The organism is Amycolatopsis granulosa (assembly GCF_011758745.1).
In the GTDB taxonomy this organism is placed as follows: domain Bacteria; phylum Actinomycetota; class Actinomycetes; order Mycobacteriales; family Pseudonocardiaceae; genus Amycolatopsis_E; species Amycolatopsis_E granulosa.
Window position 1 is genome coordinate 5169974 of sequence record NZ_JAANOV010000001.1, and the last position, 13172, is coordinate 5183145.

Genomic DNA, 13172 nt, shown 5'->3' on the forward strand with positions numbered 1-13172 from the left:
TCCCTTCACTCCAGATACTGCGCCACGCCCTCGCCGAATGACCAGTCCGCCGGGTGGTTCTCGGTCACCGAGATCAGCACGTTGCGCGGTTCGATCCCGGCGCGCGCGGCGGCCAGCTCCGCGATGCGGGCGTAGAGCGCCTTCTTCTGCGCGCAGGTGCGGCCGACGCGCATGGTGATGCTGATGAACACGACGCCGTCGTCCCGTGCGATGCCGGGGTAGGTGCCGTACCGCACCAGCCCGCCCGACGAGATGACCTGGAAGAGGTCGTCCTCGGGGAACCCGAGCGTCTCGGTCAGTGCCTGGTGGACGGCGTCGCCGAGGGCGGCCAGGGTCGCGTCGTCGTGGGTGGGCAGGGCATCGATTCGTACCAGGGGCATGACCGCACTGTACATACCAGTAGGTACAGAAGGCCACGGTGTCGGTGGACGGGAGTGCTGCGGCAAAATGGGGGCATGAGCACATCGACGCTGCCCGAGGTCGACACCCGCCCGGAGTCCACCGAGGAGACCGACAGCGATCAGCCGAAGGTCTTCCACTACGTGCGCAAGGACAAGATCGCCGAAAGCGCGGTCATGGGCACGCACGTGGTGGCGCTGTGCGGCGAGGTCTTCCCCGTCACCCGCTCGCCCAAGCCCGGGTCGCCCGTGTGCCCGGCCTGCAAGGAGATCTACGAGGGGTTGCGGCCCGGTCCCGAGGGCGACGACTGAGACGGCGCAGACGGCTGGTCGGCGACCGGGTCGCGCGCCGGGGCCCGCGCGTGCTTGCGCGGCCTGCGCAGCGGCTGGGTGGTGCGCTCCCACAGTGACGGCGAGTCGTCGCGCAGGCGTTCCTGGGCGCGTTCCATCTCCAGCCGCCGCCACCTGCGCCGCTGGCGGCGCGTCATCTTCGCCGGCCACAGTTCCTGGATCGCGGCGTTGAAGTACGCGCCGCTGACGATCGCCATGCCGATGAAGTAGGTGAACAGCAGGAACGCGATCGGTGTGGCCAGCGCACCGTAGGTGTAGCCGGTGCTGGTGATCCACGACAGGTAGATCCGCAGCCCGATACTGGCGAGCAGGAAGATCACCATCGCCAGCACCGCGCCGGGCAGGCCGCGGTGCCAGGGCAGGCGCCGTGGCAGGGCGAGCTTGTACAGCGTCGCCACGGCCAGGACCAGCAGCAGCCCGATCACCGGGTAGTACAGCCAGCTGATCCACGTGGTGATCGTCGGCGCCCAGCTGTCCGGCAGGAAGTCGATCAGGATGTCCGGTCCGATCGCGATGATCGGCAGCCCGACCACCAGCAGGACCAGGCTCGCCAGGTAGAGCAGCAGCGCGTAGATCCGCTGCCAGACCTCGTTGCGCACGCCGTACTGGTCGTGCGCCACCGTGATCGCGTCGACGAACGACGACATCGCCGACGAGCCCGCCCACAGCGAGATCAGGAACCCGACCGAGACGATCTCGCCCTTGCCGATGGTGAGGATGTCGTCGACCGTGGGCGAGATGATCTGGTTGACCACGTTGCCGCTGAAGATCTTGTCCGCGAACGTGATGATCCGGTCGTGCACCGTCCGCACGAAGCCCGGACCGAACCAGTCGCCCATGAAACCGAGACTGCCCAGCAGGCCCAGCAGCAGCGGCGGCAGGGACAGTGTCTGCCAGAACGCGGCCTCCGCCGACTCGGAGAAGATGTTGCTGTCCCACGCCTTGTTGAGCGTGCGGCTGAGCAGGCGCACCGGCCCCTTTCGGCGGGCGGTGCCTTCGGGCGTCTCGTCGGACGGTGCACTCATGTCAGCCCCAAGCATGGCGGACGTGGCCGGATTTGGCTTGTCAAGACCTGTGGTGTGTTCAACGCCGCCGAGCCGTTCGCCGCGACTGCCGGTGGGGGCGGGTAATCTCCGGTGAGCCGCCCTCACCCCCGCCCGGCGTCGCGGCCGGGCAGTTCCGTGGGGGCATTCGCATGTCGCGTTCCATCGTCGGTGAGAGGAGGGGGAGCAATCCCTTGTCGGACACGGCCCAGGGTAATCGGACCGATCAGGGCTTCGCCGCACCCGAGCCCCAGCACGACTCCACCGCCCGCCCGCTGCGGGCCTGGCAGCGCCGGGCGCTGACGAAGTACCTGAGCACCAAGCCGCAGGACTTCCTCGCCGTCGCGACACCGGGCGCGGGTAAAACGGTGTTCGGCCTGCGCATCGCGGCGGAGCTGCTGTCCGACCGGACGGTCGAGGCGGTCACGATCGTGACCCCGACCGAGCACCTCAAGCACCAGTGGGCCGCCTCCGCGGGGCTGGCCGGCATCCCGATCGACTCGAACTACCGCAACGGCCAGGGCGCGGTCGCGGCCGATTACCGCGGCGTGGCGCTGACGTACGCGCAGGTGGCGGCCCACCCGACGCTGCACCGGGTACGCACCGAGGGCCGCAAGACGCTGGTCATCCTCGACGAGATCCACCACGGCGGTGACGCGAAGTCCTGGGGCGATGCGATCCGGGAGGCGTTCACGCCGGCGGTGCGGCGCGTGGCGCTGACCGGGACGCCCTTCCGCAGCGACGACTCGCCCATCCCGTTCGTCACCTACGAGCCGGACGCCGACGGCTCGCTGCGCAGCAAGGCCGATCACTCCTACGGCTACGCCGACGCGCTCGCCGACGGCGTCGTCCGGCCGGTCGTCTTCCTCGCCTACAGCGGCGAGGCGTCCTGGCGCACCAGCGCGGGGGAGGAGTTCACCGCCCGCCTGGGCGAGCCGCTGACGGCCGAGCAGACCGCCCGCGCGTGGCGCACCGCGCTGGACCCCGGCGGGGAGTGGATCCCGTCGGTCCTGCAGGCCGCCGACACGCGGCTGCAGCAGCTGCGCAGCGGCGGGATCCCGGACGCCGGCGGCCTGGTCATCGCCACCGACCAGGAGTCCGCGCGCGCCTACGCCAGGATCCTCGCCCGGATCACCGGCGAGGCGCCCACGGTGGTGCTCTCCGACGAGCCGAAGGCGACCGCCCGGATCAGCGAGTTCTCCGAGTCCACCGACCGGTGGCTGGTCGCGGTCCGGATGGTGTCCGAAGGTGTCGACGTGCCGCGCCTGGCGGTCGGCGTGTACGCCACGAGCGCGTCCACCCCGCTGTTCTTCGCGCAGGCCATCGGGCGGTTCGTGCGGGCGCGGCGCAAGGGTGAGACGGCGAGCGTGTTCCTGCCCAGCGTGCCGGTGCTGCTGGAGCTGGCCAGCGAGCTGGAGGCCCAGCGCGACCACGTGCTCGGCAAGCCGCACCGGGAGAAGGACGGCTGGGACGACGAGCTGCTGGCGCAGGCCAACCGCACCGAGGACGAGCCCGGCGAGGAGGAGAAGGCGTTCACCTCGCTCGGCGCCTCCGCCGAGCTGGATCAGGTGATCTACGACGGCAACTCGTTCGGCACGGCGGTGTTCTCCGGCAGCGAGGAGGAGCAGGAGTACCTCGGGCTGCCCGGGCTGCTGGAGCCGGACCAGGTGCGGGCGCTGCTGCGCAAGCGGCAGGAGGAGCAGCTGGCCGACGCCACCCGGCGGAAGCCGGCGAATGAGCCGGTGCCCGCGCCGGGGCCGAAGCCACAGTCGGTCAACGAGCGCATCGCCGCCTTGCGCAAGGAGCTGAACACGCTGGTGGGCATGTACCACCACCGCACGCGCAAGCCGCACGGCGCGATCCACAGCGAGCTGCGCCGGGCCTGCGGCGGCCCGCCGACCGCCATGGCGACCATGGAGCAGCTGGAGGAGCGGATCGCGACCCTGCGTTCCTGGTGAGGCCCGTGCCGGGCCGGCGGGCGAGCCGCACCGGATGGTCCCGGGAACCAGAGCGGGCGCCCGGGAAGTCCCGGGCGCCCGCTGGTCGTCTGTGGTGCCTCAGCCGCGCTGGATCTCCGCAGCGATCTCCTTGAGCTTCGACTCGTACTCGCGGGCGTGGTGGCCGCAGAAGAGGAGCTCGCCACCGCTGGAGAGGATGGCTCGTACCTGTGCTGCGGCGCCGCACCGGTCACAACGGTCGGCTGCGGTCAACTCGGGGCGGGTGAGCGTCGGTGATGTCATTGGAGTCTCCCTCCGTCCCGGCATCGGTCACCCGATGCCATCGATCCAGCGGCGACCACTTCGGCCCCTGCGGTTGCCCGTCGGCTCCGCGGTGTTCGCTGGCCTCCACTCTTGCAGACGCTGAGCGCCTGGCAAGTGTTCCCGGCTGTGTGGGATGTGTGTCACGCAGAATTACCCCGGATGTCGTAGATCAATCCCGCCAGTCCGGGCAATGCACCACGCCGGAAACCCGTTTTCGGTGGTCAGCACCCGTGTGGTGCGGCAGGAACCGGCGGTTCGGAACCGGTGTCAAGCGGCCGCGCGGTCCGGCTTGTTCGTTCTCAGCGGAATTTCCCGCGCTGGTCCGGGGCGGGATCGTGATCGGTCCGTGCGTGACACCATCCCCCGCGAGGGGCAGTGGTGGGACACTGCGTGCATGACGACTGGGGGCATGACGAAGGCGGGCATGGCGAAGGCGGCACCGCTGGCCGGGGCGGACCGGGCGGCCGGGGCCGGCGGCGGCGGCCTGCGGCGGTTCCGCGTCCGACTCGGCGAAGCGCGAGGGGAGGAGCTGCCGGACGCGCCGCGCGCCACCGGCGGGCTCCCCGCCGGTGGCCGGTGGCGGTGCTAGTGGCACTGCTGGACGAGGTGCGCTGGTTCCCGGGCGCCGCCCGCCTGATCGACCTCGCGCGCGCCGGGACGCCGCAGCGGACGAGCGGACCGGCCGCCCTCGTGACACTGGTGTCGTGGCGTGCGCCCGGCCTCGCCGCGGCCGGCCAGGACGGCGCCGTGGTGGCGCCGATGTCGCCGGAGACGGCCGCGGAAGCGGTCGCGACGCTGTCCGACGGGCGGCTGACGGCGGTCGTCGCCAACGGCGCGTGGACGGCCGCCGCACTCGATTCGATCCTGTCCGGGGTGCCCGAGCTGGACGCGGCAGTGGTGGCCGTCGTGGACACCGCGGACCTGGGCGCGCCCGACACCCCGGAGCGCGCCCTGCGCGACTACCTCGACGGCGGCCTGCCACCGTTCTGGAGTTTCCCTTGCCGGGCCAGGAGTTTCGTGTTCCTCGCCGGAACGGTCACCGGTCCCGGCGGGACACTGCTGGCCATTGTGGACACCCAGCGCGGGGCCGGCCGCGACGCCGTGCACCTGCAACTCCTGGACCGGGTCGTGGCCGCGTTGCGCGGGCTGCTGCTGGTGGTCCCGGCCGGGGACGCGGCCGCGGCCCGGGCGCTGGTGGCCCGGGCCGGGTTCAGCGCTCGACCGCGAGCCGGGAATGCCGGCGGCCGTAGGCGAAGTAGATGACCAGGCCGATCACGAGCCAGACGGCGAACCGGATCCAGGTCATGACGCTGAGGTTCAGCATCAGGTACAGGCACGCCAGCGCGGCGACGACGGGCAGCACCGGGGACAGCGGAACCGTGAACGGCCGGGTGAGGTCCGGTCGCTTGTGGCGCAGCACGGGCACCGCGATCGCGACGATCACCATTGCGGACAGCGCGCCGATGCTGACCATGTCGGACAGCTCGGTGATCGGCACGAACGCCGCGAGCACGGCGATCAGCACCGCGCCGCCGATCGTCATCCGGTGCGGGGTGCCCCAGCGCGGATGCGTGGTGCCGATCGGCTTCGGCAGCAGCCCGTCCCGGCCCATCGCGAAGCCGATGCGGCCGATGGTGACCAGCTCGACCATCATCACCGAGGTCAGGCCGGTGATCGCGCCGAGCGAGATGAGGGCGCTGATCCAGTGCTGGCCGACCGAGTCGAACGCGGCGGCGAGCGGGGCGCCGGTGTCGATGTCGGTGAACGGCACCATGCCCGTCAGCACGAGCGAGACACCGATGTAGAGCAGCGCGCACACCCCGAGCGCGCCCAGGATGCCGATGCGCAGGTTCCGGCGCGGGTCGCGGGTCTCCTCGCCGAGGTTGGCCAGTGCCTCGAACCCGGTGTAGGCGAAGAACACGATGGCCGCGGCGGACACCACCCCGCCGATGCCGTAGATGGACTGTTCGAGCCCCAGCCCGGCCTGCACCACCGGCTGGTGCAGCACGCTCGACTCGCCCCCGCTGGGCTGCGCCGGCGGGATGAACGGGGTCAGGTTGGCGCCCTTGATGAAGAACACCCCGACGGCGACGATCAGCAGGCACACCGCGACCTTGACCAGCACCAGCAGGTTCGTCACCCGGGCCGACTCGCGGATGCCGAGGACGGCGACGACGGTGAGGACCGCGAGGATCGCGACCGCGCCGACGTTCACGGGTGCTTGTTCACCGAACCAGTCCTGCGGCAGGCCGAGCAGGTTCGCCAGGTACCCCGACCAGCTGCGGGACACCACGGCGGCGCCGAGGGCGAACTCGAGGAGCAGGTCCCAGCCGATGATCCAGGCGAACACCTCGCCCAGGGTCGCGAAGGCGTAGGTGTAAGCGCTGCCCGCGGTCGGCACGCTGGACGCCAGCTCGGCGTAGCAGAGGGCGGCGAGCCCGGCGACCACCGCCCCGATCACGAACGACAGGGTCACGGCCGGCCCGGCGTGGGTCTTGGCCTCCACACCGGCGAGCGTGAAGATGCCGGTGCCGATGATGATGCCGATTCCGAAGCCCACCAGATCCCGGGCGCGCAGACGGCGCTTCAGATCACCGGACTCCTGCCGGGCGAGGATGTCGTTGACGTCAAGCGTTCGGGTGATGCCCATGCGGGAACGTTAGGAGATCACCGCGCGAGCCGCAGCACGGCGTCCCTCACCTCGTGCTTCGCCGCGGCGGGGACCCCGTGCACGCGACAGAGCCCGGGCCGCCGTGGTGGCGGCCCGGGCTCTGCCGGCTCGTCTCAGTCCAGGTAGTCCCGCAGGACCTGCGACCGCGAGGGGTGGCGCAGCTTGGACATGGTCTTCGATTCGATCTGACGGATGCGCTCGCGCGTCACGCCGTAGACCTGGCCGATTTCGTCTAAAGTCCGCGGCTGACCGTCGGTCAGGCCGAAGCGCAGCCGGACCACGCCGGCTTCCCGCTCGGACAGCGTCTGCAGCACCGACTGGAGCTGGTCCTGCAGCAGCGTGAACGACACCGCGTCGACGGCGACGACCGCCTCGGAGTCCTCGATGAAGTCACCGAGCTGCGAGTCGCCCTCGTCACCGATCGTCTGGTCCAGCGAGATCGGCTCGCGGGCGTACTGCTGGATCTCCAGGACCTTCTCCGGGGAGATGTCCATCTCCTTCGCGAGCTCCTCGGGGGTGGGCTCGCGGCCGAGGTCCTGCAGCAGCTCACGCTGGATGCGGCCGAGCTTGTTGATCACCTCGACCATGTGCACCGGGATGCGGATGGTGCGGGCCTGGTCGGCCATGGCGCGGGTGATCGCCTGCCGGATCCACCAGGTGGCGTAGGTGGAGAACTTGTAGCCCTTGGTGTAGTCGAACTTCTCGACGGCACGGATCAGGCCCAGGTTCCCCTCCTGGATCAGGTCCAGGAACGCCATGCCGCGGCCGGTGTAGCGCTTGGCCAGCGAGACGACCAGCCGGAGGTTCGCCTCCAGCAGGTGGTTCTTGGCGCGCTCCCCGTCCCGGATGATCCAGCGCAGGTCACGCCGCATCTGGGTGGCGAGCTTCTCGCCCTCCTCCTCGGCGATGCGCAGCCGCTCCGCCGCGTACAGGCCGGCCTCGATCCGCTTGGCGAGCTCGACCTCCTCCTCGGCGTTGAGCAGCGCGACCTTGCCGATCTGCTTCAGGTAGGCGCGCACCGAGTCCGCGGAGGCGGTGAGCTCGGCGTCCTTGCGGGCCTGCCGCAGCGCCTCCGACTCCTCCTCGTCCCAGACGAAGTCGCGGTCGGTGGACTTGCCACCGGACTTGACCGGCGCCTTCCCGTCGGGCTCTTCCTCGTCGAGGTCCTCGGCCTCGTCGGTGACGGTCGCGTCGACGACGTCGACCTCCACCTCGCTCTCGAGCTCGGCCAGATCGGCGTCGAGGTCGACGTCCTCCATGTCCTCGCCGCCAGGGCCGTCGGGCTCCCCGTCCTCGGTCTTGCCGGCCTTGCGCGCGGTGCGGCCCTTGGCCGGGGCCTTCTTCGGGCCCTTGCCCGCGGCCGGCTTGCGGCCGGTCGCCTTCTTCGTGGCGCCGGAGCCCTGAGCCTCGGCCTCGGTCACGTTCTCACGGCCCGCGTCGGGTTCCGCGCTCACGTCGGCGGCGCTCGTTGTCTTCGTGCCGCTTCGGGTAGCGGTTTTTGCGGCTGCCACGTACGCCCTTTCGCAGCGGTCGATCACGGCGAGCCGGGGTGGTGCGTCCCGGCTGCCTCAGATTCGGGGAACGTCCCGCGGCCTGCGGTTTTGTCCTCCGCGACCGTGGGCCGTGTTCCATTGTAACGACGATACGCCGGTGCGTTGCGGCCGATCACCGTTCAATCCCGCGCGGCGGGTGCGCCGCTAGTGCTCCAGGCCCTCGGCCGCTGCCAGCGCCGCACCCACGATCCCGGCGTTGTTCTGCAGCGATGCCGCCAGGACCGGTGTCCTGATGTCCAGCAGCGGCACCCACTTCTCGGCCTTCTTGCTGACGCCGCCGCCCACGATGAACAGATCGGGCCAGATGAGGTTCTCCAGCACGGACAGGTAACGGTTCACGCGCTTGGCCCACTGCGGGTAGGACAGGCCCTCGTTGTCCTTGACCGAGGCGGCCGCCTTCTTCTCGGCGTCGTGCCCGTCGACCTCGACGTGACCGAACTCGGTGTTCGGCATCAGCGCGCCGTGCTGGAACAGGGCGCTGCCGATGCCGGTGCCGAACGTCAGCAGCGTGGTGACACCCCGGCGGGCCGCCGGGTCGCCGTAGCGGATCTCGGCCATGCCGGCCGCGTCGGCGTCGTTGAGCATCGCGATGTCGTCCTCGCGGCGGTCCAGCCGCTTGGCGAACAGCGCGTCCGCGTCGGTGCCTATCCAGCTGGGGTCGATGTTCGCCGCGGTGTGCGCGACACCCTTCTTGACCACCGCGGGCAGCGTGATGCCGACCGGGCCGTCCCAGCCGAAGTGGGCGACGATCCGGGCCACCACGTCGGCGACCGCGTCCGGAGTCGCCGGACGCGGCGTGTCGATCCGGAACCGGTCGCCGATCAGCGCGCCCTTCTCCAGGTCGACAAGGGCGCCCTTGATACCGCTGCCGCCGATGTCGATGCCGAAACCGCGGGTCGCCGTCATTGGCGCCGTCCCTTCTCGCTCGATTCAGAAACCTGTGCCGGAGACTTTAACCGGGTGTGGTCCCATGGTGGACGTGGGAGCTGCCGAAACGGAGTTGAAGGACGTCGCCGTCCAGGTCGCGGCCGAGGCCGCGGAGCTGGTCCGCCGGGCCCGTGAGGCCATGGTCGCAGGTGAGGCGGTCCGGGTCGAGACCAAGACGACGGACACGGACGTGGTCACCGCGGTCGACCACGCGGCCGAACGGCTGGTGCGGGACCGGCTGGCCGAGCTGCGGCCGGGGGACCACGTGCTGGGGGAGGAGGCCGGCGGCTCGCCCGGCGACGGCGTGACGTGGGTGGTGGACCCCATCGACGGCACCGTCAACTTCCTCTACGGCGCGCCCCTGTTCGCCGTGTCGCTGGCCGCGCAGGTGGACGGGGTGTCCGTGGCCGGCGCGGTCGTGGAACCGGTCAGCGGGCGCCACTGGACGGCCGTGCGGGGGCAGGGCGCGTGGCTCGACGGGCGTCGGCTGGCGGTCTCGTCACCGTCGCGGCTGGAACTGAGCCTCGTCGGCACGGGGTTCGCCTACCGGGCCGACCGGCGTGCCCGGCAGGCCCGGTTCGTGTCCGGGCTGCTGACCCGGGTGCGGGACGTGCGGCGGGCGGGGGTCGCGTCGCTGGACCTGTGCGCGGTGGCGGCCGGCTGGCTGGACGCGTATGTCGAGCACGGTCTGCACCGGTGGGACTGGGCCGCGGGGGCCCTGGTCGCGGAAGAGGCGGGTGCGGTGGTGCACCTGCCCGGTGCGGACCCGGCCCTCGGTGCGGACGCCACCTTCGCCGCCGCCCCGTCGATCGCCGGCGCGCTCTACGACGCCGTGCTGGAGTGTGGCATCGGGCAGGTGTGACGCGAGCCCGCAACCCGTCCCGCGCCGGCCGGTGACGTGTGCTCGCGGGCCTCGTGGTCAGCAGGTGCCGGGACGGGCGGCGTTCAGCAAGGAGTTGTCGAGCAGCGGCGGGCTCGCGGTGGACTGCTCGCCGCCGCTGTCGTCGTGCTGCGTCGACCACGTCTGCAGCTGGGTGAGGATCTGGCGCGCCGCCTGGGTCGGCACGACGTCGCCGAAGGCGCTGCCGATCGCCAGGTCCACGCTGGCGTCGTCCCGGTTGTCCCGCACCAGTTCGACGCACGGCACGACGAGGCTGAGGGTGCGCGCCGCGGAGCTGCCGTTGTCGCCGAAGCGCAACTGGCCGCGGCAGCTCGCCTCGCTGTTCGCGTAGGCCGGGTCGTTCTCCGGGGGCGCGATCTGCGTGAATCCCAGCTGCCGCAGGCTTTCCGTGGTGATCGCCGCCTGCCCGCGCTTCCCGCTGGCGTTGAGCACCTTCACGGCGATGCGGTCGGGCGGGATCGGTGCGGTGCCGTCCAGCGCGGTGTAGCTCAGGTTCATGTAGGTCACCCCGGGCGGGGCGGTGGGCGGCGGATCGCACCGCAGTACCTGGTCGATGTCCTGTTTGCTGGTGATCGCGCGCACCCAGATGAACATCGCGACCAGGCCCAGCACCCCGATCACGATCAGCGCGGGCAGCGGACGACGCTTGCGGTACGCCCGCGATCTCCGCGTGCCGTGACCGATCCCCGACGACACCTGCCCCACCCCTTCGATCGAAGACCCCGCTTGCCCGAACCGTCGTTCCTGATCAGCGTAGGCGTTACAGTGCACCAGCCTGATCACCCGGTCGAAGGCGGGGTCCGTCTCGCACGGTGCCACGAACCCTTTCCGGCCGCGTTCCCCCTGCTGGGTGACGTGCGTCCTGCTTCGAATGACACTCTGCGCGCCCGGGTAAGGCGTGAGCTACCCTCTGCGGGCTCCGCCCGTGGATCAGGTACCGGAAACACGTTGCTGAAGAGAGACCTGGCTCACTACGGCGGCGGGCACAAACAGGGGCGCTGGAGCGTTGTCCAGCGGCACGACGGCATGCGAACAGCGTGCTTGAACAGTGATGACGAAGCTGATCGCAGGGGTGAGGGACAATGGCGACCGACTACGACGCTCCGCGCCGGAGCGAAGCCGACGAGCTCGCCGAGGACTCGTTGGAGGAGCTGAAGGCTCGCCGGAACGAGAACCAGTCCGGCGTGGTGGACGTGGACGAGGACGCGAGCGCGGAGAACTTCGAGCTTCCCGGCGCGGACCTGTCCGGACTGTCGGGTGAGGACCTGACGGTGAAGGTGGTGCCGAAGCAGGCGGACGAATTCACCTGCTCCGTGTGCTTCCTCGTGCACCACCGCAGCAGGCTGGCGGAGGAGCACAACGGGCAGATGATCTGCCGCGACTGCGCGTGACACCGCGGACGGCCGGGCTACTTCGCTGAACGGAGCAGCTCGGCCAGCGCCTCCGGCCTGCGGGTGCTGAACACCCAGTAAGGGGTGGGATCCGCGGGATCGGCCAGGTGCACGCGCAGCAGCGAACCGACCCAGCCGCGATGCAACACGTATGCGGCGGGGTCGAGTTCCGGTCCCATCGCCTTCCGCTTCCGATCCTTGCCGATGACCTCGACCTCACCGACGAACCGCAACGGCAGATGCGCGTCCCCGACCCACAGCTCGTCCCCGGTCACCCGGATCCGGGCCCGGCCCATGGCCACCAGCCACGCCGCCATCAGGGGTATCAGCACCGCGAACGGCAGCCACAACGGCACCACCGGGTAGCCGAGGTGGATTTCGTACGCCAGCAGCGCCGCGCCCACCAGGGGCAGCGGCCAGCCCCACCACGACACGTAGAGCCGTTCGGAATACCGCGTCCCGCCGGCGTCGGCAGCCGTCTCGCCCACCGCACCGGCCGTGCTCGCGTGGTCACCCATGCCCTAAGGGTAGTCTCGCCGCCCGTGTCCCCCGTACAGGTCCTGCTCTCCCGGCTCGATCCGGGTGTCCCGCTACCCTCCTACGCCCGGCCCGGCGACGCCGGTGCCGACCTCGTGACGACCACCGACGTCGTCCTCGAGCCCGGGCGGCGGGTGCTGGTGGGGACCGGGATCGCGATCGCGCTGCCGCCGGGTTACGCCGGGTTCGTGCACCCGCGGTCCGGGCTGGCCGCGCGCACCGGGCTGTCCGTGGTGAACGCACCGGGCACCATCGACGCGGGCTACCGCGGGGAGATCAAGGTGTGCCTGGTCAACCACGACCCGGACGAGCCGATCCGGCTCTCCCGCGGTGACCGGATCGCGCAGCTGGTGATCCAGCGCGTGGAGACGGCCGCGTTCGTGGAGGTCGCGGAGCTGCCGGCGAGCGAACGCGGGGCGGGTGGCTACGGCTCGACCGGCGGACATGCGACGCTGAGCGGAAACACCGGGCAAGGAACGAGGAAGTAGTGGGCATCTTCGGACGCAAGAAGCGGGGCCGGCACGCGATGGCCGAGCCCGACGACTCCTGGGAAGAGGATGTCGCCGAGGAGCCGGAGGACGAGCCGGAGCCGGTGGCCACGGACGGGCCGTTCGACATCACCGAGGCGCCCGAGGACGGCAGGCCGCGGATCGACCTCGGCTCGGTGCGCGTCCCGGTGCCCGACGGCACCCAGGTGCAGGTCGAGATGGACCCGCAGGCCGGTGGGGTGCGGGCGGTGCACGTGGTGACCGCGCACGGCCAGGTCACCGTGAGCGCCTACGCCGCGCCGCGGTCCGGCGGGTTGTGGCGCGAGGTGGTCGCCGAGCTGACCGAGCAGCTGCGCAACGACGGCGCCCGGGTGGCGCCGGGCCAGGGCGAGTGGGGCCCCGAGCTGTCCGCCCTGATCGGGGACGTCGCGCTGCGCTTCGTCGGCATTGACGGCCCGCGCTGGATGCTGCGGGGTGTGATCGCGGGGCCGCAATCGATGGCCGCGGAGGCGCCCGCGGTGCTGCGGGACATCGTGCGCGGCACGGTCGTCGACCGCGGCGACGCGCCGATGCCGGTGCGCACCCCGCTGCCGATCACGCTGCCCGAGGCCGTTGTGGAGCACATCGCGCAACAGCAGGCCCAGCAGTAGG

At 71.2% G+C, this 13172-nt stretch carries 16 protein-coding genes; 8 read left to right on the forward strand and 8 right to left on the reverse strand.

Annotation, left to right across the window (positions count from 1 at the left end; genetic code table 11):
• Positions 1 to 5: 5 nt before the first annotated feature.
• On the reverse strand, positions 6 to 380 hold the full coding sequence (locus FHX45_RS25355; protein ID WP_167106932.1) for a tautomerase family protein: 375 nt from the start codon (positions 378 to 380) through the stop codon (positions 6 to 8).
• Positions 381 to 455: 75 nt separating this feature from the next.
• Between FHX45_RS25355 and FHX45_RS25360 the strand changes: the two genes are divergently transcribed.
• On the forward strand, positions 456 to 710 hold the full coding sequence (locus FHX45_RS25360; protein ID WP_167106935.1) for a DUF3039 domain-containing protein: 255 nt from the start codon (positions 456 to 458) through the stop codon (positions 708 to 710).
• Here the strand turns inward: FHX45_RS25360 and FHX45_RS25365 are convergent.
• Positions 671 to 1774, reverse strand: a complete 1104-nt coding sequence (locus FHX45_RS25365) for a YihY/virulence factor BrkB family protein (RefSeq protein ID WP_167106938.1) — start codon at positions 1772 to 1774, stop codon at positions 671 to 673. The genes FHX45_RS25360 and FHX45_RS25365 overlap by 40 nt on opposite strands.
• A gap of 212 nt (positions 1775 to 1986) precedes the next feature.
• Between FHX45_RS25365 and FHX45_RS25370 the strand changes: the two genes are divergently transcribed.
• A complete protein-coding gene (locus tag FHX45_RS25370; protein ID WP_167106941.1) occupies positions 1987 to 3750 on the forward strand; it encodes a DEAD/DEAH box helicase in 1764 nt (587 codons plus the stop codon).
• Between the two features lie 99 nt (positions 3751 to 3849).
• Here the strand turns inward: FHX45_RS25370 and FHX45_RS25375 are convergent, their stop codons facing one another.
• Positions 3850 to 4032 (reverse strand): DUF7455 domain-containing protein, encoded by a 183-nt coding sequence (locus FHX45_RS25375; protein ID WP_017983718.1) that lies wholly within the window; start codon positions 4030 to 4032, stop codon positions 3850 to 3852.
• 415 nt (positions 4033 to 4447) lie between these two features.
• Between FHX45_RS25375 and FHX45_RS25380 the strand changes: the two genes are divergently transcribed.
• Positions 4448 to 4642 carry a hypothetical protein gene (locus FHX45_RS25380; RefSeq protein ID WP_167106944.1) on the forward strand — a complete coding sequence of 65 codons (195 nt, stop codon included), beginning with the start codon at positions 4448 to 4450 and terminating at the stop codon, positions 4640 to 4642.
• Positions 4630 to 5316, forward strand: coding sequence for a DUF6885 family protein (locus FHX45_RS25385; protein ID WP_341771609.1), 687 nt, complete (start codon positions 4630 to 4632; stop codon positions 5314 to 5316). The genes FHX45_RS25380 and FHX45_RS25385 overlap by 13 nt, the downstream gene beginning before the upstream one ends.
• On the opposite strand, the gene FHX45_RS25390 is transcribed toward FHX45_RS25385, so the two are convergent.
• The 3 genes from FHX45_RS25390 to ppgK form a co-directional block, all read right to left on the reverse strand.
• On the reverse strand, positions 5264 to 6703 hold the full coding sequence (locus tag FHX45_RS25390; protein WP_167106947.1) for an amino acid permease: 1440 nt from the start codon (positions 6701 to 6703) through the stop codon (positions 5264 to 5266). The two genes, FHX45_RS25385 and FHX45_RS25390, sit on opposite strands and share 53 nt — an antisense overlap.
• Positions 6704 to 6837: 134 nt before the next feature.
• Positions 6838 to 8262, reverse strand: coding sequence for an RNA polymerase sigma factor (locus FHX45_RS25395; RefSeq protein WP_424923825.1), 1425 nt, complete (start codon positions 8260 to 8262; stop codon positions 6838 to 6840).
• A 159-nt stretch (positions 8263 to 8421) separates the two neighbouring features.
• A complete protein-coding gene (gene ppgK, locus FHX45_RS25400; protein WP_167106953.1) occupies positions 8422 to 9183 on the reverse strand; it encodes a polyphosphate--glucose phosphotransferase in 762 nt (253 codons plus the stop codon).
• A gap of 64 nt (positions 9184 to 9247) precedes the next feature.
• Between ppgK and FHX45_RS25405 the strand changes: the two genes are divergently transcribed.
• Positions 9248 to 10066 carry an inositol monophosphatase family protein gene (locus tag FHX45_RS25405; RefSeq protein ID WP_167106956.1) on the forward strand — a complete coding sequence of 273 codons (819 nt, stop codon included), beginning with the start codon at positions 9248 to 9250 and terminating at the stop codon, positions 10064 to 10066.
• A gap of 57 nt (positions 10067 to 10123) precedes the next feature.
• Here the strand turns inward: FHX45_RS25405 and cei are convergent, their stop codons facing one another.
• Complete coding sequence (cei, locus tag FHX45_RS25410; protein WP_167106959.1) at positions 10124 to 10801, reverse strand: envelope integrity protein Cei; 678 nt, start codon at positions 10799 to 10801, stop codon at positions 10124 to 10126.
• A 386-nt stretch (positions 10802 to 11187) separates the two neighbouring features.
• On the opposite strand from cei, the gene FHX45_RS25415 reads away from it, so the two are divergent.
• Positions 11188 to 11496, forward strand: a complete 309-nt coding sequence (locus FHX45_RS25415; protein ID WP_144593259.1) for a DUF4193 domain-containing protein — start codon at positions 11188 to 11190, stop codon at positions 11494 to 11496.
• 17 nt (positions 11497 to 11513) lie between these two features.
• Here the strand turns inward: FHX45_RS25415 and FHX45_RS25420 are convergent, their stop codons facing one another.
• A complete protein-coding gene (locus FHX45_RS25420) occupies positions 11514 to 12014 on the reverse strand; it encodes a DUF3093 domain-containing protein (RefSeq protein WP_167106962.1) in 501 nt (166 codons plus the stop codon).
• A gap of 24 nt (positions 12015 to 12038) precedes the next feature.
• Here FHX45_RS25420 and dut point away from each other — a divergent pair, with 24 nt between their 5' ends.
• A complete protein-coding gene (gene dut / locus FHX45_RS25425) occupies positions 12039 to 12521 on the forward strand; it encodes a dUTP diphosphatase (RefSeq protein WP_167106964.1) in 483 nt (160 codons plus the stop codon).
• Positions 12521 to 13171 (forward strand): DUF3710 domain-containing protein, encoded by a 651-nt coding sequence (locus FHX45_RS25430; RefSeq protein ID WP_167106967.1) that lies wholly within the window; start codon positions 12521 to 12523, stop codon positions 13169 to 13171. The genes dut and FHX45_RS25430 overlap by 1 nt, the downstream gene beginning before the upstream one ends.
• Position 13172 lies beyond the last annotated feature (1 nt).